The 21,270-nt window shown below is 60.8% G+C and carries 18 protein-coding genes; 12 read left to right on the forward strand and 6 right to left on the reverse strand.

Going from position 1 to position 21,270, the window contains the following annotated elements; translation table 11 throughout:
- Positions 1-46: 46 nt before the first annotated feature.
- On the reverse strand, positions 47-769 hold the full coding sequence (locus tag EQV97_RS07700; protein ID WP_122837655.1) for a tellurite resistance TerB family protein: 723 nt from the start codon (positions 767-769) through the stop codon (positions 47-49).
- A gap of 184 nt (positions 770-953) precedes the next feature.
- Here EQV97_RS07700 and EQV97_RS07705 point away from each other — a divergent pair, with 184 nt between their 5' ends.
- The 9 genes from EQV97_RS07705 to EQV97_RS07745 all read left to right on the forward strand — a co-directional run bounded on the left by EQV97_RS07705 (position 954) and on the right by EQV97_RS07745 (position 13,143).
- Positions 954-1,868, forward strand: coding sequence for a LysR family transcriptional regulator (locus EQV97_RS07705; protein ID WP_045060777.1), 915 nt, complete (start codon positions 954-956; stop codon positions 1,866-1,868).
- 132 nt (positions 1,869-2,000) lie between these two features.
- Positions 2,001-3,458, forward strand: coding sequence for a gamma-aminobutyraldehyde dehydrogenase (locus EQV97_RS07710; RefSeq protein WP_240888778.1), 1,458 nt, complete (start codon positions 2,001-2,003; stop codon positions 3,456-3,458).
- Between the two features lie 89 nt (positions 3,459-3,547).
- Positions 3,548-4,699 (forward strand): putative ABC transporter substrate-binding protein YdcS, encoded by a 1,152-nt coding sequence (ydcS, locus tag EQV97_RS07715; protein ID WP_045060779.1) that lies wholly within the window; start codon positions 3,548-3,550, stop codon positions 4,697-4,699.
- A gap of 178 nt (positions 4,700-4,877) precedes the next feature.
- Positions 4,878-5,915, forward strand: a complete 1,038-nt coding sequence (locus tag EQV97_RS07720; RefSeq protein ID WP_122837653.1) for an ABC transporter ATP-binding protein — start codon at positions 4,878-4,880, stop codon at positions 5,913-5,915.
- Between the two features lies 1 nt (position 5,916).
- A complete protein-coding gene (locus EQV97_RS07725) occupies positions 5,917-6,864 on the forward strand; it encodes an ABC transporter permease (protein ID WP_122837652.1) in 948 nt (315 codons plus the stop codon).
- Positions 6,854-7,681, forward strand: coding sequence for an ABC transporter permease (locus EQV97_RS07730; protein WP_122837651.1), 828 nt, complete (start codon positions 6,854-6,856; stop codon positions 7,679-7,681). Before EQV97_RS07725 ends, EQV97_RS07730 begins: the two co-directional genes overlap by 11 nt.
- A gap of 169 nt (positions 7,682-7,850) precedes the next feature.
- Complete coding sequence (locus EQV97_RS07735) at positions 7,851-9,275, forward strand: gamma-aminobutyraldehyde dehydrogenase (protein WP_240888779.1); 1,425 nt, start codon at positions 7,851-7,853, stop codon at positions 9,273-9,275.
- Positions 9,276-9,734: 459 nt separating this feature from the next.
- Positions 9,735-11,216 carry an amino acid permease gene (locus EQV97_RS07740; RefSeq protein ID WP_122837649.1) on the forward strand — a complete coding sequence of 494 codons (1,482 nt, stop codon included), beginning with the start codon at positions 9,735-9,737 and terminating at the stop codon, positions 11,214-11,216.
- A gap of 64 nt (positions 11,217-11,280) precedes the next feature.
- Positions 11,281-13,143: an NAD(P)/FAD-dependent oxidoreductase gene (locus EQV97_RS07745; RefSeq protein WP_225570622.1), complete on the forward strand. Its 1,863-nt coding sequence runs from the start codon at positions 11,281-11,283 to the stop codon at positions 13,141-13,143.
- 48 nt (positions 13,144-13,191) lie between these two features.
- Here EQV97_RS07745 and EQV97_RS07750 read toward each other — a convergent pair whose 3' ends face one another.
- Complete coding sequence (locus EQV97_RS07750; protein ID WP_045061012.1) at positions 13,192-13,377, reverse strand: hypothetical protein; 186 nt, start codon at positions 13,375-13,377, stop codon at positions 13,192-13,194.
- A gap of 388 nt (positions 13,378-13,765) precedes the next feature.
- On the opposite strand from EQV97_RS07750, the gene EQV97_RS07755 reads away from it, so the two are divergent.
- Entirely contained in the window at positions 13,766-15,391 is a 1,626-nt protein-coding gene (locus tag EQV97_RS07755) for a glucan biosynthesis protein D (protein WP_240888780.1), read from the forward strand.
- Positions 15,392-15,463: 72 nt separating this feature from the next.
- Here EQV97_RS07755 and EQV97_RS07760 read toward each other — a convergent pair whose 3' ends face one another.
- From EQV97_RS07760 to EQV97_RS07770, 3 genes are all read right to left on the reverse strand, one after another.
- Positions 15,464-16,570, reverse strand: a complete 1,107-nt coding sequence (locus EQV97_RS07760; RefSeq protein ID WP_122837646.1) for an NADH:flavin oxidoreductase/NADH oxidase — start codon at positions 16,568-16,570, stop codon at positions 15,464-15,466.
- 319 nt (positions 16,571-16,889) lie between these two features.
- Positions 16,890-18,599 (reverse strand): single-stranded-DNA-specific exonuclease RecJ, encoded by a 1,710-nt coding sequence (gene recJ, locus EQV97_RS07765; RefSeq protein ID WP_122837645.1) that lies wholly within the window; start codon positions 18,597-18,599, stop codon positions 16,890-16,892.
- Between the two features lie 66 nt (positions 18,600-18,665).
- Positions 18,666-19,208 carry a YaeQ family protein gene (locus EQV97_RS07770; RefSeq protein WP_007897614.1) on the reverse strand — a complete coding sequence of 181 codons (543 nt, stop codon included), beginning with the start codon at positions 19,206-19,208 and terminating at the stop codon, positions 18,666-18,668.
- 145 nt (positions 19,209-19,353) lie between these two features.
- Between EQV97_RS07770 and EQV97_RS07775 the strand changes: the two genes are divergently transcribed.
- Together EQV97_RS07775 and EQV97_RS07780 are read left to right on the forward strand one after the other, a co-directional pair.
- On the forward strand, positions 19,354-20,553 hold the full coding sequence (locus EQV97_RS07775) for a CaiB/BaiF CoA-transferase family protein (RefSeq protein ID WP_122837644.1): 1,200 nt from the start codon (positions 19,354-19,356) through the stop codon (positions 20,551-20,553).
- Positions 20,534-20,755 (forward strand): hypothetical protein, encoded by a 222-nt coding sequence (locus tag EQV97_RS07780; RefSeq protein ID WP_122837643.1) that lies wholly within the window; start codon positions 20,534-20,536, stop codon positions 20,753-20,755. Before EQV97_RS07775 ends, EQV97_RS07780 begins: the two co-directional genes overlap by 20 nt.
- Positions 20,756-20,925: 170 nt before the next feature.
- On the opposite strand, the gene EQV97_RS07785 is transcribed toward EQV97_RS07780, so the two are convergent.
- The gene (locus EQV97_RS07785; RefSeq protein ID WP_122838606.1) at positions 20,926-21,213 is read right to left on the reverse strand and encodes a DUF3509 domain-containing protein; all 288 of its coding nucleotides are present in this window, start codon (positions 21,211-21,213) and stop codon (positions 20,926-20,928) included.
- Positions 21,214-21,270 lie beyond the last annotated feature (57 nt).

The raw sequence follows: 21,270 nt of genomic DNA on the forward strand, positions 1-21,270 counted from the left end.
GAGGAAGGCGGCGTGGCTGCAAATGACCACGCCAGCGAGCCAGCCCCTACACGACAGCCTGGCGCACCTGTTTCTCCAGTTCAAGCTTCAAACCCGGCTCGAGTTTGAGCTGGCGCGCCAGCTCTTCCAGGTAGGATTTCTCCATATAGCTTTCCTCATCCACGAGCATCACGCTGGCGATGTACATCTCGGCCGCCATCTCCGGGGTGCTGGCGGCGCGGGCAACGTCTGCGGGGTCCAGCGGCTTGTTGAGCTCGGCGTGCAACCAGTGCTGCAATTCCTGATCGTTGTCGAGCTTAATGAATTCGCCTTCGATCAGCTCACGTTCGCGCTCATCGACATGACCATCCGCCTTGGCCGCCGCCACCAGCGCCTTGAGGATCGCCTGGCTGTGTTCCTCAACCTGGGCGGGCGGCACCCGGTCCACGGTTTGCGGTTCCTGCTTCGGTGCCGTGCCCTGCTGCGCCTGCCAGTTGCCATAAGCCTTGTAGGCAATAACACCGAGCGCCGCGAGGCCGCCGTAGATGGCCACCTTGCCGCCAACCTTGCGCACCTTCTTGTTCCCCATCAACAGTCCCATGGCGCCCGCTGCCAAAGCGCCACCACCGGCGCCGGACAGCAGCCCACCGAGGCCGGATGACTTACCGGAACCACCGAGCAAACCGCCCAGCCCGCCGCTGGATGATTTGTTGTGGGAACCTCCGGCCTTGTTTTGCAGCAGGTCCTGCCCGGACTTGAGCAGTTGATCGAGTAAGCCACGGGTAATCATGTGTGCCTCCAAACATTCGGTCTATGGACAAATAAGGCCATCAGCCTAGAGCGAAAGTGCCCGAAGACCGCCAGAGAGAGTGCTTCGGAATGTTGCGTGCTGCCACAGACCGTCCTGCTGAGCATCAGAAAAAAAGATATACACTCCAGCTCATCTAAAAATAACGCCCACCGGGTAATTCTTCATGATGACCTTGCGTCAGATCCGTCATTTCATTGCAGTGGCCGAAACCGGCTCGATCTCGGCCGCCGCGCAAACTGCGTTCATTTCCCAGTCAACGCTGACCCTGGCCATCCAGCAACTGGAACAGGAGATTGGCGTCGGGCTATTCAACCGCCATGCCAAGGGGATGACGCTGACCCATCAGGGGCACCAGTTCCTGCGCCAGGCGCACTTGATCCTGGCAACCGTGGACAACGCCAAGCGCAGCCTGCAACAGAGCACCGACCAGGTCGCCGGGCAGTTGATCATTGGCGTGACCAGCCTCGTCGCCGGTTACTACCTGGCTGATTTGCTCACTCGATTCCAGCGCGCCTACCCCAACGTGGAACTGCGCGTGATGGAAGACGAGCGGCCCTATATCGAGCATCTGCTGGTCAGCGGCGAGATTGATGTCGGCGTTTTGATTCTCTCCAACCTTGAGGATCGCCACGCCTTGCAGACCGAGGTCCTGACCCATTCGCCCCACCGCCTGTGGTTACCGGCCCAGCATCCACTGCTGGAACACGACAGCATCAATCTGGCCGACGTCGCGCGCGAGCCGCTGATCCAGCTCAACGTTGACGAAATGGACCGTAACGCTCAGCGCCTGTGGTGCAGCGCCGGCCTGCAACCGCGGATCACCCTGAAAACCGCCTCGACCGAGGCGGTGCGTAGCCTGGTCGCCGCCGGATTGGGGGTTTCGATCCAGCCGGACATGACTTATCGCCCATGGTCGCTGGAGGGCGACATCATTGAAGCCCGTCCCATCGCCGATCTCAGCCAGACCCTGGACGTCGGCCTGGCCTGGCGGCGCGGTACGGCCCGCCCTCCATTGGTCGACCCGTTTCTGACTGTAGCCCGCGAACAACCCCACGGCGGGCGCAAGCCATCTATTTAATCGAACGCCACCTTCAGTATTTAGTATTTGTCGACCTCGGGGCCTCAGACTAGTCTTGTTACATCTATATAAGACGGCCGGGCCCCAGTCGCTGGGAGCACCATGGCCACACAAGAAAAGAGAACCCGAAAAATGGCTGGCGCGCAGACTCCGATCTTCACCGCGTTAATGATCGACGGCGAACTGGTCGCGGGCGAAGGCTTTGTCGAGCCGATTCTCAACCCGGCTACCGGCGAAGTGCTGACCCACATTGCCGAAGCCAGCACCGAACAGGTCGAAGCCGCCATCCTTGCGGCCCATCGCGCCTTTGGCAGCTGGTCGCGTACCACCCCCCAGCAGCGCTCCGTGCTGCTCCTGGATATCGCCAACGCCATCGAAAAAAACGCCGACCTGCTGGCCCGCCTGGAATCGCTGAACTGCGGCAAGCCACTGCACCTGGCCCGCCAGGATGACCTCAGCGCGACGGTTGATGTGTTCCGCTTCTTCGCTGGCGCCGTGCGTTGTCAGACCGGCCAACTCAGCGGCGAATACCTGCCGGGCTACACCAGCATGGTGCGACGCGACCCGATCGGCGTCGTGGCGTCGATTGCGCCCTGGAACTACCCGATCATGATGGCCGCGTGGAAAATCGCCCCGGCCCTCGCCGCCGGCAATACCCTGGTATTCAAGCCTTCCGAACACACGCCGCTGTCGATCCTGGCCCTGGCCCCGGCCCTGGCCGAGATCCTGCCGCGCGGCGTGATCAACATCGTGTGCGGTGGGGGCGAAGGCGTTGGCAGTCACCTGGTCAGCCACCCCAAAGTGCGTATGGTGTCGCTGACCGGCGATATCGTCACCGGGCAGAAAATACTCCAGGCCGCTTCGAAAACCCTGAAACGCACACACCTGGAACTCGGCGGCAAGGCACCGGTGATCGTCTGCAACGACGCTGATATCCAGGCCGTGGTCGAAGGTGTGCGCACCTATGGCTACTACAACGCCGGGCAGGATTGCACCGCAGCTTGCCGGATCTATGCACAGGCCGGCATTCACGACCGCCTGGTGGCCGAACTCGGCGCCGCCGTCAGCAGCCTGCGCTTCGCCGGCAAGCGCGATGCCGATAACGAGATTGGGCCGCTGATCAGCACCCGCCAACGTGATCGCGTGGCCAGTTTTGTCGAACGAGCCCTCGGCCAACCGCATATCGAACGCGTCACCGGCGCGGCCGTGCATTCCGGTGCCGGCTTCTATTACCAGCCAACCCTGCTGGCCGGCTGCAAACAGAGCGATGAAATCGTCCAGCGCGAGGTATTCGGCCCGGTCGTGACCGTGACCCGCTTCGAGGAGCTGGAACAAGCGGTGGATTGGGCCAACGACTCTGAATACGGCCTCGCCTCTTCGGTATGGACGCAGAATCTCGACAAGGCCATGCAGGTCGCCGCACGCCTGCAATACGGCTGCACCTGGATCAACAGTCATTTCATGCTGGTTAGCGAAATGCCCCATGGCGGCCTGAAGCGTTCGGGCTACGGCAAGGACCTGTCCAGCGATTCGCTTCAGGACTACAGCGTGGTACGGCACATCATGGCCCGCCACGGACAGCATTTATAAAAGCGCACTACGCTAACAATTAGCCGTAAAGGCATTGGCTTGACCCCGTTAAAACTGCCCCGACCATAATTAAAGAAGAGGGAAACCCCATGTTCGTGCACAAGACCGCACTGCTCAGTGCAATCACCACCGCGTTGCTGGCCAGTGCCTCCATCCAGGCCGCCGAACCGCTGAAAGCCGTGGGTGCCGGCGAAGGCCAGCTGGATATCGTGGCCTGGCCCGGCTACATCGAACGGGGCGAAAGCGACAAGGCTTATGACTGGGTGACCGGTTTCGAGAAGGAAACCGGCTGCAAGGTCAATGTGAAAACCGCCGCAACCTCCGATGAAATGGTCAGCCTGATGGCCAAGGGCGGTTACGACCTGGTGACGGCGTCCGGTGATGCGTCGCTGCGCCTGATCGTGGGCAAGCGCGTGCAACCAATCAACACCGACCTGATCCCGAACTGGAAAAGCCTCGACCCGCGCCTCAAGGATGCGCCGTGGTACGTGGTCAACAAGCAGACCTACGGCACCCCGTATCAGTGGGGTCCGAACGTATTGATGTACAACACCAACGTATTCAAGACAGCGCCTACCAGCTGGAACGTGGTGTTCGACGCGCAGAACCTGCCGGACGGCAAGCCGAACAAGGGTCGCGTGCAGGCCTATGACGGCCCGATCTACATCGCCGATGCGGCGCTGTACCTGAAAACCGCCAAGCCGGAACTCGGTATCCAGAGCCCCTACGAACTCACCGAAACCCAGTACAAGGCAGTGCTCGACCTGCTCCGCGCCCAGCAGCCATTGATCCACCGCTACTGGCACGACACCACCGTGCAGATGAGTGACTTCAAGAACGAAGGCGTGGTCGCGTCCAGTGCATGGCCCTATCAGGTCAACGGCCTGATGAACGAAAAACAGCCCATCGCCTCCACCATCCCGCAAGAAGGCGCCACGGGCTGGGCCGACACCACCATGTTGCATGCCGAAGCCAAGCACCCCAACTGCGCCTACAAATGGATGGACTGGTCGCTGCAACCGAAGGTCCAGGGCGATGTAGCCGCCTGGTTCGGTTCGCTGCCAGCCGTACCTGCCGCCTGTCAGGGCAGCGAGCTGCTGGGCGCCGAAGGTTGCAAGACCAACGGTTTCGACCAGTTCGAGAAGATCGCTTTCTGGAAAACCCCGCAGGCTGAAGGCGGCAAGTTCGTGCCGTACAGCCGCTGGACCCAGGATTACATTGCGATCATGGGCGGTCGTTAAGCCTTCTTGAGATCAAAAGATCATCCGATCGCGGCCCGAGCCTCCAGCACCGCCAATCTTGCGTCCTCTGCAAATCGTGCAGGAGCTGCCGCAAGCTCGGGCCGCGTTCGGACGATCTTTTCGATAACACCACCGATTCAATTTTTATAGAAAGCGCGCCTTTTCGGAGCACCGCACCATGACGCTTGCAGTCCAGTTCACCAACGTTTCCCGTCTATTCGGCGAAGTGAAAGCCGTAGACCGGGTTTCCATCGACATCCAGGACGGCGAGTTCTTCTCCATGCTGGGCCCTTCCGGCTCGGGCAAAACCACCTGTCTACGCCTGATCGCCGGTTTCGAACAACCGAGCGCAGGCTCCATCCGTATTCATGGCGAAGAAGCCGCCGGGCTGCCGCCGTATCAACGTGACGTCAACACCGTATTCCAGGACTACGCGCTGTTCCCCCACATGAACGTGCGCGAGAACGTCGCCTACGGCCTCAAGGTCAAAGGCGTGGGCAAGGCCGAGCGCCTCAAACGTGCTGAAGAAGCCCTCGACATGGTCGCCCTCGGCGGCTATGGCGAACGCAAGCCGGTGCAACTGTCTGGCGGTCAGCGCCAGCGCGTGGCCCTGGCGCGCGCCTTGGTCAATCGCCCTCGAGTGTTGCTGCTCGACGAACCCCTGGGTGCCCTCGACCTGAAGTTACGCGAGCAAATGCAAAGCGAGCTGAAGAAGCTGCAACGCCAACTCGGCATTACGTTCATCTTCGTCACCCATGACCAGACCGAAGCCCTGTCGATGTCCGACCGTGTTGCGGTGTTCAATAAGGGACGCATCGAACAGGTCGACACCCCGCGCAACCTGTACATGAAGCCGGCGACCACTTTCGTTGCCGAGTTTGTCGGCACCTCGAACGTGATTCGCGGCGATCTGGCGCAACAGTTGAGCGGCCATCCACAACCATTTTCCATTCGCCCGGAACACGTGCGTTTCGCCGAAGGGCCGCTGGCCAGCCACGAAATCGAAGTCAGCGGCCTGCTCCACGACATTCAATATCAGGGCAGCGCCACGCGTTACGAACTGAAGCTGGAAAACGGCCAGACCCTGAATATCAGCCAGGCCAACAACCAATGGCTGGACACCAGCGCCCAACACCAGACCGGCCAGCGAATCATCGCCCGCTGGGCCCGAGAAGCAATGATCCCGCTGCAAGACCATGCAGTCGGCGGGGTGTGAGATGAACACCTTGGCTATCTCCCAAACCCCGTCGGGTGGCTCGCCGTTGCGCAAGTTTGCCAACCTGCTGTACCGCCGACCCAACCTGTACCTGTCGATGTTGCTGGTGCCGCCGCTGATCTGGTTCGGCGCGATTTACCTCGGCTCGTTACTGACCCTGCTATGGCAAGGCTTCTACACCTTCGACGACTTCACCATGGCGGTCACCCCCGACCTCACCCTGGCGAACTTCGCTGCGCTGTTCCAGCCGTCGAACTTCGACATCATCCTGCGCACCCTGGGCATGGCCATCGTGGTGTCGATTGCCAGCGCCGTCGTGGCCTTCCCGATCGCCTATTACATGGCGCGCTACACCACGGGCAAGACCAAGGCGTTTTTCTACATCGCGGTGATGATGCCGATGTGGGCCAGCTATATCGTCAAGGCCTACGCCTGGACGCTGTTGCTAGCCAAGGGCGGAGTGGCGCAATGGTTCGTCCAGCACCTGGGACTGGAGCCGGTGCTGCAGTTCGTGCTGGGTATTCCCGGCGTCGGCGGCAGCACCTTGTCGACCTCGCACCTGGGCCGCTTCATGGTGTTCGTCTACATCTGGCTGCCGTTCATGATCCTGCCGATCCAGGCTTCTCTGGAACGCCTGCCGCCTTCGCTGCTGCAAGCCTCCGCCGACCTCGGTGCCAAGCCGCGCCAGACGTTCATGCAGGTGATTCTGCCGTTGTCGGTCCCGGGCATTGCCGCCGGCTCGATCTTCACCTTCTCCCTGACCCTGGGCGACTTCATCGTGCCGCAGCTGGTGGGGCCGCCTGGGTACTTCGTCGGCAGCATGGTCTACGCCCAGCAAGGGGCGATCGGCAACATGCCGATGGCCGCCGCCTTCACCCTGGTACCGATCGTGCTGATCGCCATTTACCTGTCTATCGTCAAACGCCTGGGGGCCTTCGATGCACTCTAATTCAGACAAGCAGGGGGAGAAAGCTTCATTAGGCTTGAGAATCGCAGCCTGGGGCGGGTTGGTTTTCCTGCACTTCCCGATCCTGATCATCTTCCTCTACGCCTTCAACACCGAAGACGCGGCGTTTAGTTTTCCGCCCAAGGGCTTCACCCTGAAGTGGATCGGCGTGGCGTTCTCGCGCCCTGACGTGCTGGAAGCGATCAAGCTGTCGCTGCAGATTGCCTCCATTGCGACGTTGATTGCGATGGTGCTCGGCACCCTGGCATCCGCAGCGCTGTACCGGCGGGATTTCTTCGGCAAGCAAGGCATCTCGCTGATGCTGATCCTGCCGATCGCATTGCCGGGAATCATCACCGGGATTGCCTTGCTGGCGACGTTCAAGACGCTGGGGATCGAGCCGGGAATGTTCACCATCATCGTCGGCCACGCGACCTTCTGCGTGGTGATTGTCTACAACAACGTCATCGCCCGCTTGCGCCGTACCTCCCACAGCCTGATCGAAGCCTCGATGGACCTCGGCGCCGATGGCTGGCAAACCTTCCGCTACATCGTCCTGCCGAACCTGGGCTCGGCATTGCTGGCTGGCGGCATGCTCGCGTTTGCCCTGTCGTTCGACGAAATCATCGTGACCACCTTTACCGCTGGCCACGAACGCACCTTGCCGCTGTGGCTGCTCAACCAGCTCAGCCGCCCACGGGATGTGCCGGTGACCAACGTCGTCGCGATGCTGGTGATGATGGTGACCATGCTGCCGATCCTCGGCGCCTATTACCTGACTCGCGGCGGCGAAAGCGTTGCGGGCAGTGGCGGGAAATAGTCCCAGGACTGACACAACAATCCCTGTAGGAGCGAGCTTGCTCGCGATGAACCTGAGGGCGCCGCGTGCATTCAGGCAGCCCTCGTCATCGTTGACGTCCATCGCGAGCAAGCTCGCTCCTGCAAGGGTCCGGTTTGAAAACAAGAATTGCTTCAGAGAGGACAATGCCATGCAAACCAAACTCCTGATCAACGGCCAGTTGATCACTGGCGAAGGCCCCGCCCAAGCCGTGTTCAACCCGTCACTGGGCCGAGTCCTGGTGGAGATCAACGAAGCCAGCGAAGCCCAGGTCGATGCTGCCGTGCGGGCCGCCGATGCGGCGTTCGATGGTTGGTCACAGACCCCGCCGAAGGATCGCGCCCTGCTGCTGCTGAGGCTCGCCGACGTCATCGAGGCCCACGGCGAAGAGTTGGCCAAGCTGGAATCGGACAACTGCGGCAAGCCTTACAGCGCCGCTCTGAATGACGAAATCCCGGCAATTGCCGACGTGTTTCGCTTCTTCGCCGGCGCCAGTCGCTGCATGAGCGGTTCGGCTGGCGGTGAATACCTGCCCGGCCACACCTCGATGATCCGCCGCGATCCGGTGGGCGTGATCGCCTCGATCGCGCCGTGGAACTACCCGCTGATGATGGTCGCCTGGAAAATCGCGCCGGCCCTCGCTGCCGGTAATACCGTGGTGCTCAAGCCGTCGGAACAAACCCCGCTGACCGCGTTGCGCCTGGCCGAATTGGCGTCGCAAATATTCCCCGCCGGTGTCCTCAACCTGGTGTTCGGGCGCGGTCCAACGGTGGGTAGCCCGCTGGTAACCCACCCGAAAGTGCGCATGGTCTCGCTGACCGGCTCGATCGCCACTGGCTCGAACATCATTTCCAGCACCGCCGACAGCGTCAAGCGCATGCACATGGAACTGGGCGGCAAGGCCCCGGTGATCATCTTCGACGACGCCGACATCGACGCCGCCGTGGAAGGCATTCGCACCTTCGGTTTCTACAACGCCGGCCAGGATTGCACGGCGGCCTGCCGCATCTACGCCCAGGCCGGGATCTACGAGAAGTTCGTCGAGAAGCTCGGCGCCGCGGTCAGCAGCATCAAGTACGGCCTGCAGGACGATCCGGCCACCGAGCTCGGCCCGCTGATCACTGCGCAGCACCGCGACCGCGTGGCCGGGTTCGTCGAACGTGCCGTGGCGCAGTCGCACATCCGCCTGATCACCGGTGGCAAGGCGGTGGACGGCAACGGTTTCTTCTTCGAGCCGACGGTGCTGGCGGACGCACAGCAGGATGACGAGATCGTTCGCCGCGAGGTGTTCGGGCCGGTGGTGTCGGTGACCAGGTTTACTGATGAGGCCCAGGTGCTGGGCTGGGCCAACGACTCGGACTACGGCCTGGCGTCGTCAGTGTGGACCGCCGACGTCGGCCGCGCGCATCGGTTGTCGGCGCGCCTGCAATACGGCTGCACCTGGGTCAATACGCACTTCATGCTCGTCAGCGAAATGCCCCATGGCGGTCAGAAATTGTCCGGCTATGGCAAGGACATGTCGATGTATGGGCTGGAGGACTACACCGTGGTGCGGCATGTGATGTTCAAGCACTAAAAAGCATCGCTGGCAAGCCAGCTCCCACAAGGGTTGGGGCGTACCCAACTCTGCGGTCAACCACAAAACCTGTGAGAACTCGCTTGCCAGCTCCTACGAGGATTGGGACGTACCCAACTCTGTGGTCAACCACAAATCCTGTGGGAGCTGGCTTGCCAGCTCCGACAAGGGTTGGGACTTACCCAACTCTGTGGTCAACCACAAATCCTGTGAGAACTGGCAAGCCAGCTCTCACAAGGGTTGGGGACGTACCCAACTCTGCGGTCAACCACAAATCATGTGGGAGCTGGCTTGCCAGCGATGGCGTCACCTCGGTTTCAAGGCAGAAACCGGCAATACGCACCACCAGGCACCACCCCAAGGAAGTCAAAACAAAAACCACCGAACCGGGCGCGCTGTCACAGCCACGCCACGGCATCGGACATCCGAAATCTGCCGATTTTCCGGAGCTGACAGACCATGAGTGCATCAACCGATCTCCCCACAGCCGCCGACAGCGATGCCGAGCAGCTACGCAAGCTGGGTTATACCTCCAACTTCAACCGCAGCATGAGCCTGTGGGAAAACTTCGCCCTGGGCTTCACTTATCTATCACCGGTCGTCGGGGTTTATACCTTGTTCGGCCTGTGCCTGGCCGCCGGCGGACCACCGATGTTCTGGGCCTATTTGCTGGTCGGTTGCGGCCAGTTGCTGGTGTGCCTGATCTTTGGTGAAGTGGTCTCGCAGTTCCCCATTTCCGGCGGCGTCTACCCATGGGCGCGTCGCCTGGTGGGCAAGCGCTGGGCGTGGATGGTCGGCTGGATCTACTCCATCGCGCTGTGCGTAACCATCGCGGCAGTGGCCGTCGGCTCCGGCCCGTACCTGGCGGCGATGCTCGGTTTCGAACCCAGCAACAACACCAACATCATCATCGCGCTGGTGTTGACGCTGTTCGCCACCCTGGTCAACCTCAGCGGCACCAAAGTGCTGGCGCGCATCGCCATGTTCGGCTTCCTGTGCGAGCTGGCAGGCGCGGTGATCGTGGGTGTGTACCTGCTGGTGTTCGAGCGCCATCAACCGCTGAGCGTGCTGTTCAACACCTTCGACATCAGCATCAACGGCTCCTACCTGCCCGCCTTCCTCACCGCCTCGCTGGCGGGTATGTTCCTGTACTACGGCTTCGAGGCCTGCGGCGATGTCGCCGAAGAAACCCCAAACCCGAGCAAGCAGATCCCGGTGGCCATGCGCATGACCATCTACATCGGTGGCATCGCGGCAATGTTTGCCTGCCTGGCACTGATCCTCGCCGTGCCTGACATGCAAGCGGTCATCAATGGCACCGACAAGGACCCGGTCACCACCATCCTCAACAACGCATTCGGCCCGGTGGGCTCTAAAGTGGTCATGGCCGTGGTGATGGTTTCCTTCATCTCCTGCGTCATCAGCCTGCAAGCGGCGGCGAGTCGCCTGCTGTACTCCTACGCGCGAGATGAAATGGTCATCGGCAGTTCGCTGCTGAAGAAGATTTCTCCTACAACCCAGGTGCCGGTTGCTGCGCTGTTCGTGTCCGGCGTTCTGCCCGCACTCATCATAGTGCTGGGCTTCTTCCTGCAGGATGCGGTCGCAACGATCGTCAGCTTCGCGGCAATCGGTATTTACCTCGCCTTCCAGATGATTGTGCTGGCAGCGCTGTATGCACGCATCAAGGGCTGGAAGCCGAGCGGCAAGTTCACCCTGGGCGCATGGGGCTGGGCGATCAATATCGGCGCGCTGGTCTATGGTGTCGCCGCTATCATCAACATGGCCTGGCCACGCACCCCGGATGCGGCTTGGTACGTCAACTACGCCATGGTATTGAGCACCGCCATCGTCATTGGCCTGGGCCTGCTGTACATGTGGCTCGCCAAACCTTACGACCACGGCACCGCGCCTGCGGGCGATGCCTGGAAAATCAGCCGGTAACGGCCCTCGCCCCGGCACCTGAGCGGGTGCCGGGGTGATTTATGAAAACCCACAAGGATTGAACATGGACATCACCCGCCGCGACTTCCTCAACGGCGTTGCAGTCACTATCGCTGCCGGCATGACGCCACTGCAGATTCTTCAGGCTGCCCCCGATGGACGCTATTACCCGCCTGCCCTCACCGGCCTGCGCGGCAGCCACGTTGGCTCCTTCGAAATTGCCCACCAGATGGGCTGGGAGAAAAAGGTCTTCGACACCGACAAGCTGCCCATCACCGAGGACTATGACCTTGTGGTTGTCGGAGGAGGCCTCAGCGGTCTGTCCGCAGCCTGGTTTTACCGTGAGAAACATCCAAAAGCACGCATCCTGATTCTGGAAAACCACGATGACTTTGGCGGTCACGCCAAGCGCAACGAGTTCTCGGCCGGCGGTCGTACCATCATCGGCTACGGCGGCAGCGAAGCCTTCCAGTCGCCCAATCATTTGTACAGCAAGGAGGTGAACGGCCTGCTGAAAAAACTGGGTGTCGACATCAAGCGCTTCGAGACCGCCTTCGACCGCCAGTTCTATCCCGACCTGGGCTTGTCCCGCGCGGTGTTCTTCGACAAGGAAAACTTCGGCGAAGACAAACTGGTCAGCGGCGACCCGACACCGATGGTGGCTGACGACATTGCCCCCGATCAGCTCCACGCCCGTTCCATCACCGACTTCATCAACGACTTCCCGCTGCCGCCAGCCGATCGCCAGGCGCTGATTGCGCTGCACATGACGCCCAAGGATTATCTGGCCGGCAAGACCACCGAGGAAAAAAACGCGCACCTGGAAGCCACCAGCTACCAGGATTTCCTGCTCAAGGACGTAGGACTGTCAGCCCAGGCGGTGAAGTACTTCCAGAGTCGCACCAATGATTTCATGGCGCTGAGCATCGACGCCGTCGCCGCTTCCGACGCCTACTCGGTCGGTTTCCCAGGCTTTAGCGCGATGAATCTGGAACCCATCAGCGAAGAAGCCCGGGCGGAAATGGAAGAGCCCTACATCTACCACTTCCCCGACGGCAACGCATCGCTTGCCCGCCTGCTGGTGCGCAGCCTGATCCCGTCCGTCGCACCGGGACACACGATGGACGATGTGGTCCTCGCCCCATTCGACTACGCCAGGCTCGATCAGCCCAAGGCCGCCGTGCGCATCCGCCTCAACAGTACGGCGGTCAGCGTACGCAACGTCGGCAATGGCGTGAACGTCGGCTACAGCCGTGGCGGTCAACTCAACCAGGTGCGCGGCAAACACTGCATCATGGCCTGCTACAACATGGTCATCCCGTACCTGTTGCGGGACCTGTCAGCCGAGCAGTCGCACGCGCTGAGCCAGAATGTGAAGTTCCCGCTGGTCTACACCAAAGTCGTGATCCGCAACTGGGAGTCGTTCCAGAAGCTGGGCGTGCACGAAATCTATGCCGCGACCCAACCCTACAGCCGCATCAAGCTCGATTACCCGGTCAGCATGGGTGGCTACGACCATCCTCGCGACCCGAAACAACCCATCGGCCTGCACATGGTCTACGTCCCCACCAGCCCCAACAGCGGCATGAACGCCCGCGACCAGGCTCGCGCCGGCCGTGGTCGGCTGTACGGCCAGTCGTTCGAACAACTCGAAGCGCAACTGCGCGATCAACTGCAACGCATGCTCGGCCCTGGCGGTTTCAACCACCAGACCGACATCCTGGCGATCACGGTCAATCGCTGGTCGCACGGCTACGCCTATTTCTCCAACAGCCTGTACGACGATGCGGATGAAAGCGAAAAACTGATGAACCTGGCGCGTCAGCCCGTGGGTCGAGTCAGCATCGCCAACTCGGACGCGGCGTGGAGCGCTTATGCGCATGCGGCGATTGATGAGGCGTATCGAGCGGTGGGGGAAGTCGGATAGTCGGAAAAGATTCGGCCGCAACTCCCGTCGCGGCCGATCCCATCCTCATCAAAACCGCGACACGGTTCGCATCGCATCCACGAGGTAACGCATGGCGATCCGGTCGCTTTCCGACAGGTCGCGGTATTGCTCCACCAATTTCATTTCATCCGAACTCAATCGACGCCTTCGACGACTGACATTGAAGCAAGGAAAGATTCCTAACATTTCGGTAATGCCTTGTACTTTCGCCATGGACGATGTCCTTCCATATGTCAGAGAAAACCAAAATACCCATCGCCCCTATCAATTGTGCAGCCACCGGCCTGAAGGGCAGAAACCGGTCATGCCCATAGAATAGAAAGTTAATCAGCGCTGAAAAGCAGTTTTTAGAGTAATTAGTCGAAAACAGCAGAAATGCCCTCAAATTCAGAACGGTCTGTCAGAAAAGTTAACCGACATTTTTTGTTTCATTGCCGAACTGTCCTAATGCCATCAATCAATTTTGCTCCGCTACCGAACGGTTTAAGCTAAATGGCATCTGTTTAGAGTCCGTTGCGTTTGGCCGAAGGCATGTCCGAACCCCATTTTTGATCCAGCACGTGCCAGGAACGGCGCGGGATTGTTCACGACAGGTTTACTTATGCACCGCAGGAATTTGCTCAAAGCGTCCATGGCCATTGCGGCCTACACCGGCTTGTCCGCTACCGGACTGCTGGCATCCCGGGCTTGGGCCGCTAATGGCACAGCCGATGGCGATGCCCAGGCGTTCGACTTCGAAGCACTGAAGATCCAGGCCAAGCAACTTGCCGGCAATCGCTACCAGGACATCAAGCAAGTGCTGCCGCCGACCCTGGCGACCATGACGCCGCAAAATTTCAATGCAATTCGTTACGACGCTGATCACTCACTGTGGAATGACCTCAACGGTCAGCTCGACGTGCAGTTCTTCCACGTCGGCATGGGGTTCAAGCAGCCCGTGCGCATGTACAGCGTCGATCCCAAGACGCGTCTGGCCCGTGAAGTGCATTTCCGCCCTTCCCTGTTCAATTACGAGAAAACCACGGTCGATACCCAGCAGCTCAAGGGCGACCTGGGTTTCTCCGGATTCAAGTTGTTCAAGGCACCCGAGCTGGATCGGCACGACGTGTTGTCATTCCTGGGCGCCAGTTATTTCCGTGCAGTCGATGCGACTGGCCAGTACGGCTTGTCGGCGCGCGGCCTGGCGATCGACACCTACGCCAAAAAGCGTGAGGAATTCCCCGATTTCACCAAGTTCTGGTTCGAGACCCCGGACAAGAACAGCACCCGTTTTGTGGTCTACGCCCTGCTGGACTCGCCGAGCGCCACCGGTGCCTATCGGTTCGATATCGACTGCCAGGCTACTCAGGTGGTCATGGCCGTGGACGCTTACATCAACGCCCGCACCGCTATAGAACAACTGGGCATTGCGCCGATGACCAGCATGTTCAGCTGCGGCACCCATGAGCGGCGCATGTGCGACACCATTCATCCGCAGATTCACGACTCCGATCGACTGTCCATGTGGCGCGGCAACGGCGAGTGGATCTGCCGGCCACTGAACAACCCGGCGACCCTGCAATTCAATGCGTTTGCCGACACCGACCCCAAGGGCTTCGGCCTGGTGCAGACCGATCACGAGTTCGCCAGTTACCAGGACACTGTCGACTGGTACAGCAAGCGTCCAAGCCTGTGGGTAGAACCTACAACCTCATGGGGCGAAGGCTCTATTGATTTGCTGGAAATTCCTACGACCGGCGAGACTCTGGACAACATTGTCGCGTTCTGGACGCCGAAGAAACCTGTGGCCGCCGGGGACTCGCTGAACTACGGCTACAAGCTCTACTGGAGCGCCTTGCCACCGGTGGGCACGCCACTGGCGCGAGTCAATGCGACCCGCTCGGGCATGGGCGGCTTCACCGAGGGCTGGGCGCCGGGCGAGCATTACCCGCAAGTCTGGGCGCGACGGTTTGCCGTGGACTTCAATGGCGGCGGTCTGGATCGCCTGCCGGAGGGCACCGGTATCGAGCCGGTGGTGACATGTTCGAATGGCGAGGTGAAGGACTTCAGCGTGCTGGTGCTGGATGACATCAAGGGTTTCCGCATTCTCTTCGACTGGTACCCGACCAACGACAGCGTGGAGCCGGTGGAGCTGCGGTTGTTCATCCGCACCAACGACCGCACCTTGAGCGAGACCTGGTTGTATCAGTACTTCCCGCCGGCGCCGGACAAGCGCAAGTACACCTGATGTAGCAAAAATCAAAAGACGTTAAAAAGCCCCGACCCAACCGGCCGGGGCTTTTTGTTTTTACAGCCTCATTCAGTCGCGCAAATCCGACTCATGAATCGGCTGATCCCGATGCGTCGCCCGCTGATATTGCGCGGGCCAGACGGCCTTGCGACCTCCCAGGTCATCATCGGCATGCAGCGGCCAATACGGATCTCGCAACAACTCCCGCGCCAGGAAAATGATATCCGCCTGGCACGTGCGCAGGATGTGCTCGGCTTGCGCAGGTTCGGTAATCATTCCTACCGTACCGGTCGCGATGCCTGACTCCTTGCGCACCCGCTCGGCGAAGCGGGTCTGGTAACCCGGGCCGGTCGGGATTTCCGCGTTGACCGCGGTCCCTCCCGAAGACACGTCAATCAGGTCCACCCCCAGAGCCTGCAGGCGGCGCGCCAGCTCGACGGTCTCATCCGGGTTCCAGCCGTCTTCCACCCAGTCGGTGGCCGACACTCGCACAAACAGCGGGAGCTCTTGCGGCCACACCGCCCTTACCGCTTCAGTCACCTGAAGCACCAGGCGAATGCGATTCTCGAACGACCCGCCATATTGATCCCGACGTTGGTTACTCAACGGCGACAGGAATTGATGCAGCAGGTAACCATGGGCAGCGTGTACCTCCACCACTTTGAAACCGGCCACCAGGGCGCGTTTTGCCGAGTCGACAAAAGCCTGGATGATGTCGGCGATGGCCCCCTCATCCAGCTGCGTGGGCTGGGTGTGTTGCGGGTCGAAGGCGATTGGCGAAGGCCCAACGGGCACCCAGCCGCCGTCGTCCGGTTTTACGCTGCCGTGCTTGCCCAGCCACGGCCGATAAGTGCTGGCCTTGCGCCCGGCGTGCGCCAGCTGAATACCCGCCACCGCGCCCTGGGCGGCGATAAAGCGGGTAATGCGTTGCAAGGGCTCGATCTGTTCGTCATTCCACAGGCCGAGGTCTTCGGCGGTGATACGGCCGTCGGCGGTGATGGCCGTGGCTTCGGTAAAAATCAGGCCAGCGCCACCCACCGCGCGGCTGCCAAGGTGAACCAGATGCCAGTCATTGGCCAGGCCATCGACGCTCGAATATTGGCACATGGGTGATACCGCGATGCGGTTGAGCAGGGTTAGCTGGCGCAGCGTGTAGGGTTCAAGCAGCAGACTCATGGGGCACCTCTCAAATCAGTGGGCAGGCTCCAGGGTTCTGTTTGAAAGTCGACGAGTGACAGTAAAGAGATGCAGCACCCGCCCCCGCGGGCAAAAAATTCGACAAGACGTCACAAGGAAAATCAAGCAGTGCTTAGAGCCTAGTCGACAACGGGGGATCGGGGAGGGTTCAGATGTAATGGGTGTCAGAAAGATCGAATCGCGAGCAGGCTCGCTCCCACACTGGACATGTGGAGCTCACAAACCCCGGTTCCAGCTTGCCCATACTGGTCACTTGATGGACACAATTCCTGTGGGAGCGAGCCTGCTCGCGATGGGCTCAACGCGGTTCGATGTGGGCAATCATCAACTGCACTGTCTCATTGCCACGAAACTCGTTGAGGTCGAGCTTGTATGCCAGCTCCACCCACTTGATGGTCGGATTGGGCCAGATGTCGCGATCGATCCCGAAGGCAATGCCATCGAGTTTCACCGAGCCGCACTCGCTCCGGAGCACCACCTTGAGGTGACGTTCACCGACCACACGCTGCTCCACCAGCTGGAACACCCCGTGAAAAAGCGGCTCGGGGAAATGCTGCCCCCATGGGCCGGCATGACGCAGGGCCCGGGCCAGCTCCAGGTGAAACTCCTCAACCGCCAGAGTGCCGTCCGACAGCAGGCGGCCAGTCAGGTCCTCTTCGCGCAGTTGTCGACGCACTTCAGCGTCAAACGCTTCGGCGAACAACGGGAAATTTTCCTCGGGCAGGGTCAGACCCGCCGCCATGGCATGGCCACCATACTTGCTGATCAGTGTCGGATGCTGCGCCGCTACCACGCTCAAGGCGTCCCGGATATGAAACCCCTGCACCGAGCGCCCCGAACCCTTGAGCAGCCCATCACCGGCATCGGCAAAAGCGATGGTCGGACGGAAGTAACGCTCCTTCATCCGCGACGCGAGGATGCCGATCACGCCTTGGTGCCACTCGGGATCGAACAGGCACAAACCGAACGGCATGGACTCCACCGGCAGATCCTTGAGCTGGGCCAGCGCCTCGCGCTGCATGCCCTGCTCGATGGATTTACGGTCCTGGTTCATGCCGTCGAGCTGCACTGCCATTTCCCGGGCCAGGGCCTGGCTGTCGGTCAGCAGGCATTCAATGCCCAGGCTCATGTCATCCAGGCGCCCCGCCGCGTTCAAGCGCGGGCCGACGATGAAACCGAGGTCGGTGGAGGTGATGCGGGCGTGGTCACGCTTGGCCACTTCGAGAATCGCCTTGACCCCTGGCCGCGCGCGCCCGGCGCGAATCCGCTCAAGACCCTGATGCACCAGGATCCGGTTATTGGCATCCAGGGGCACCACGTCGGCGACGCTGCCCAGCGCCACCAGGTCCAGCAATTCACCGATGTTTGGCTGCGGTTTGGTCGCATACCAGCCGAGGTCGCGCAACCGCGCCCGCAGGGCCATCAGCACGTAGAAAATCACGCCGACACCCGCCAGCGCCTTGCTCGGGAAAGTGCAACCTGGCTGATTCGGATTGACGATGGCATCGGCCAGCGGCAACTCATCGCCGGGCAAGTGGTGATCGGTGACCAGCACCTGCAGCCCGGCCTTTTTTGCCGCCGCAACGCCTTCAACGCTGGAGATGCCGTTGTCCACAGTAATCAGCAACTGCGGGGTCCGGGTCAACGCCACTTCGACGATTTCCGGCGTCAGGCCGTAGCCGTACTCAAAACGGTTGGGCACCAGATAGTCGACGTGGGCGGCGCCCAGCAGGCGCAGCCCCAGCACGCCTACGGTGCTGGCGGTCGCGCCATCGGCATCGAAGTCGCCAACGATCAGGATGCGCTGGCGCTGCTCCAGAGCAGTCACCAGCAACTCCACCGCGGCGTCGATGCCCTTGAGTTGCTGGAACGGGATCAGCCGCGCCAGGCTCTTGTCCAGTTCGGCCTCGGACTGCACGCCCCGTGCCGCGTACAAGCGGGTCAACAGGGGCGGGATATCACCGAGAAAAGGCAGGATGTCGGGCAGCTGGCGAGGTTCGATGCGCATGGGGTGACGAGTGCTTCTCTTGAATACTTAGGAAAAAAACCGATTATCGCGACAGGCCGAGGCCAATCAGCCGCGTTCGCCGCTCAGCCACTGCAGCTGGACTTCGTGCTGACCACGGTCGTCAGTCACAAAAATTGTCCCTTCGCTGATCATCACGTCCCACTTGATGACGCGGGGCATGTCCTTGGCCAGGGTCTCGAGGACTTCCTGCGGAACAGCAGCGATGTGCACGTTTTTCAGGTTCTTGATCGCCGGGATCACCTTGGTTTCCCAGACCCGCAGGCTGCCGTAGGCCAGCAGGCTGGTGCGCTCGGTGCGACGCGAACACCAGGTCAGGCGATCGGCGTCTGGCTGGCCGACTTCGATCCAGTGCAGAACGCGATCGTCCAGGCTCTTTTCCCACAGGGCAGGCTCATCTACGTCCGACAGACCGCGACCGAAAGACAGCTGCTCGTTGTACCAGAAGGCGTAGGCCAGCAGTCGCACAGTCATGCGCTCTTCAGTTTCCGAAGGGTGACGGGCGATGGTCTGCTTCACGCTCTCGTAAACGCTGCGGTCGAGGTCGGTAAGGTTCAGTTCAAACTTGTAGGTCGTGGACGGCTGGGCCATGAACGGGCTTCTTGATACGAGGAAAGGCGGCAAGTCTAACCGATGCGACCACCAATCAACGAATTGTAGCGATGAACCTTGGGCGACTGACGCCCGGCTATGCTAAAACGCTCTATCAGCCAGCCTTTGTCCTACAGGATCCAGCATGCCGTTCACCGCCAAACCGCTCTCAGGCTTGAAAGTCATCGAATTGGGCACCCTGATCGCCGGGCCCTTTGCGTCGCGGATTTGCGGCGAGTTCGGCGCTGAGGTGATCAAGGTCGAATCGCCCGACGGCGGTGATCCATTGCGCAAATGGCGCAAAATCTATGAAGGCACCTCGCTGTGGTGGTTCGTCCAGGCGCGCAATAAAAAGTCCCTGACGCTGAACCTCAAGCACCCCGAAGGCCTGGCCGTCCTGAAAAAGCTGCTCGGCGAAGCAGACATCCTCATCGAGAACTTCCGCCCCGGCGTCCTGGAAAAGCTTGGCCTGGGCTGGGATGTCCTGCACGCCTTGAACCCCAAGCTGGTGATGGTGCGGCTGTCGGGATTCGGCCAGACCGGGCCAATGAAGGATCAGCCAGGGTTCGGTGCGGTTGGCGAGTCCATGGGCGGTCTGCGCTACATCACCGGCTTCGAGGATCGCCCACCCGTGCGCACCGGCATTTCCATTGGTGACTCGATTGCCGCCCTCTGGGGCGTGATCGGCGCGCTGATGGCGTTGCGTCATCGTGAGGTCAACGGTGGCCAGGGCCAGGTAGTGGACGTGGCATTGTATGAAGCGATCTTCGCCATGATGGAAAGCATGGTGCCGGAGTTTGACGTGTTCGGCTTCATCCGCGAACGTACCGGCAACATCATGCCGGGCATCACGCCCTCCTCGATCCACACCAGCGCCGACGGCAAGCACGTGCAGATCGGCGCCAACGGCGATGCGATCTTCAAGCGCTTCATGCTGATCATCGGCCGCGAGGACCTGGCCAATGACCCAGTCCTGGCCAGCAACGACGGGCGTGACACCCGGCGCGACGAGCTCTACGGGGTCATCGACCGCTGGGCCAACTCACTGCCCCTGGACGCCATCATCGAGCAACTGAACCAGGCCGAAGTACCGGCCAGCCGAATCTTCAGTGCCGAAGACATGTTCGCGGACCCGCAATACCTGGCCCGGGAGATGTTCCTCCAGGCCAAACTGCCAGATGGCAAAGACTTCAAGATGCCCGGGATCGTCCCAAAACTCTCCGAGACCCCGGGATCCGCAGAATGGGTCGGCCCCCAACTGGGCGAACACAACTCGCAGGTACTCAACGACCTTGGCTACGACCAGGCCCAGATCACCAAACTGCGTGAAGACGGAGCCATTTAAGCTCAAACGCCTGTTGCCACCCGCACCGCACAACCGCCTGGCCCTGGCGGCTATTGCGTTGTTGGCCGGGCTGGTCTCGCCCAACCTGGCGCAGGCCAGGGACACGCTGATCTGGGTGCTGCGCGACTTCCACGATGGCAATGTGGCCACCGGCAGCCTGAAGGACACTCGAGCATTTTTCGAGCACCCGGCGCTGCCGTGACAAATCGCAGGCAAAAAGAAACCCCGAGAAGTGGGGAGACGACTCGGGGTTAAACGTGGCCTACATAAAGACCAGTAACAGCAAGCGCCAGGCACCGGAGCACAATGCTTGTTCCTGCTGTTACATACTCTGACTGGCGATCCCGGGATTAGGTTCCCGCAAGATGCGATTCAATTTCGACTGGCGAGCAGCTTGTCCTGTGCAGCGTTGCGCAACGCCGCGATAACACAGGGTTCCAGACGACCTTCGGCAATCATCAAGTCGCGGCGCAAACCGTCGACCACGTCCGTGAGCAAGCGCTTGTCGCTCAACTGAGTCTGGTTGAAAGCCCGTTCGACCACGATCGCGCCGGTTGAACTCTTCAGAGTCACCAGGCATTCGCCGTGCAGACCCGATGGGGTCAGCGTTACTTGATACGGGCTCAGCGCCTCTGCGAGCAATAGACTGATACTTTCCAAATCGATCACCACTCATTAGTCCGAAAACAAAGTGCCTGGGGCAGGTCTACTGTAAAT

This window comes from Pseudomonas sp. TMW22090 (genome assembly GCF_022496665.1).
Lineage (GTDB): Bacteria > Pseudomonadota > Gammaproteobacteria > Pseudomonadales > Pseudomonadaceae > Aquipseudomonas > Aquipseudomonas gregormendelii.

Bases quoted from the DNA above. Each gene is read 5' to 3' on its own strand.
- EQV97_RS07775 (WP_122837644.1), top strand. From the start codon at position 19,354: ATGCCGTTCACCGCCAAACCGCTCTCAGGCTTGAAAGTCATCGAATTG.
- EQV97_RS07725 (WP_122837652.1), top strand. From the start codon at position 5,917: ATGAACACCTTGGCTATCTCCCAAACCCCGTCGGGTGGCTCGCCGTTG.
- EQV97_RS07735 (WP_240888779.1), top strand. From the start codon at position 7,851: ATGCAAACCAAACTCCTGATCAACGGCCAGTTGATCACTGGCGAAGGC.
- EQV97_RS07770 (WP_007897614.1), bottom strand. From the start codon at position 19,208: ATGGCCCAGCCGTCCACGACCTACAAGTTTGAACTGAACCTTACCGAC.
- EQV97_RS07700 (WP_122837655.1), bottom strand. From the start codon at position 769: ATGATTACCCGTGGCTTACTCGATCAACTGCTCAAGTCCGGGCAGGAC.
- ydcS (WP_045060779.1), top strand. From the start codon at position 3,548: ATGTTCGTGCACAAGACCGCACTGCTCAGTGCAATCACCACCGCGTTG.
- EQV97_RS07710 (WP_240888778.1), top strand. From the start codon at position 2,001: ATGGCTGGCGCGCAGACTCCGATCTTCACCGCGTTAATGATCGACGGC.
- EQV97_RS07720 (WP_122837653.1), top strand. From the start codon at position 4,878: ATGACGCTTGCAGTCCAGTTCACCAACGTTTCCCGTCTATTCGGCGAA.
- EQV97_RS07740 (WP_122837649.1), top strand. From the start codon at position 9,735: ATGAGTGCATCAACCGATCTCCCCACAGCCGCCGACAGCGATGCCGAG.
- EQV97_RS07750 (WP_045061012.1), bottom strand. From the start codon at position 13,377: ATGGCGAAAGTACAAGGCATTACCGAAATGTTAGGAATCTTTCCTTGC.
- EQV97_RS07705 (WP_045060777.1), top strand. From the start codon at position 954: ATGATGACCTTGCGTCAGATCCGTCATTTCATTGCAGTGGCCGAAACC.
- EQV97_RS07755 (WP_240888780.1), top strand. From the start codon at position 13,766: ATGCACCGCAGGAATTTGCTCAAAGCGTCCATGGCCATTGCGGCCTAC.
- recJ (WP_122837645.1), bottom strand. From the start codon at position 18,599: ATGCGCATCGAACCTCGCCAGCTGCCCGACATCCTGCCTTTTCTCGGT.
- EQV97_RS07730 (WP_122837651.1), top strand. From the start codon at position 6,854: ATGCACTCTAATTCAGACAAGCAGGGGGAGAAAGCTTCATTAGGCTTG.
- EQV97_RS07745 (WP_225570622.1), top strand. From the start codon at position 11,281: ATGGACATCACCCGCCGCGACTTCCTCAACGGCGTTGCAGTCACTATC.
- EQV97_RS07760 (WP_122837646.1), bottom strand. From the start codon at position 16,570: ATGAGTCTGCTGCTTGAACCCTACACGCTGCGCCAGCTAACCCTGCTC.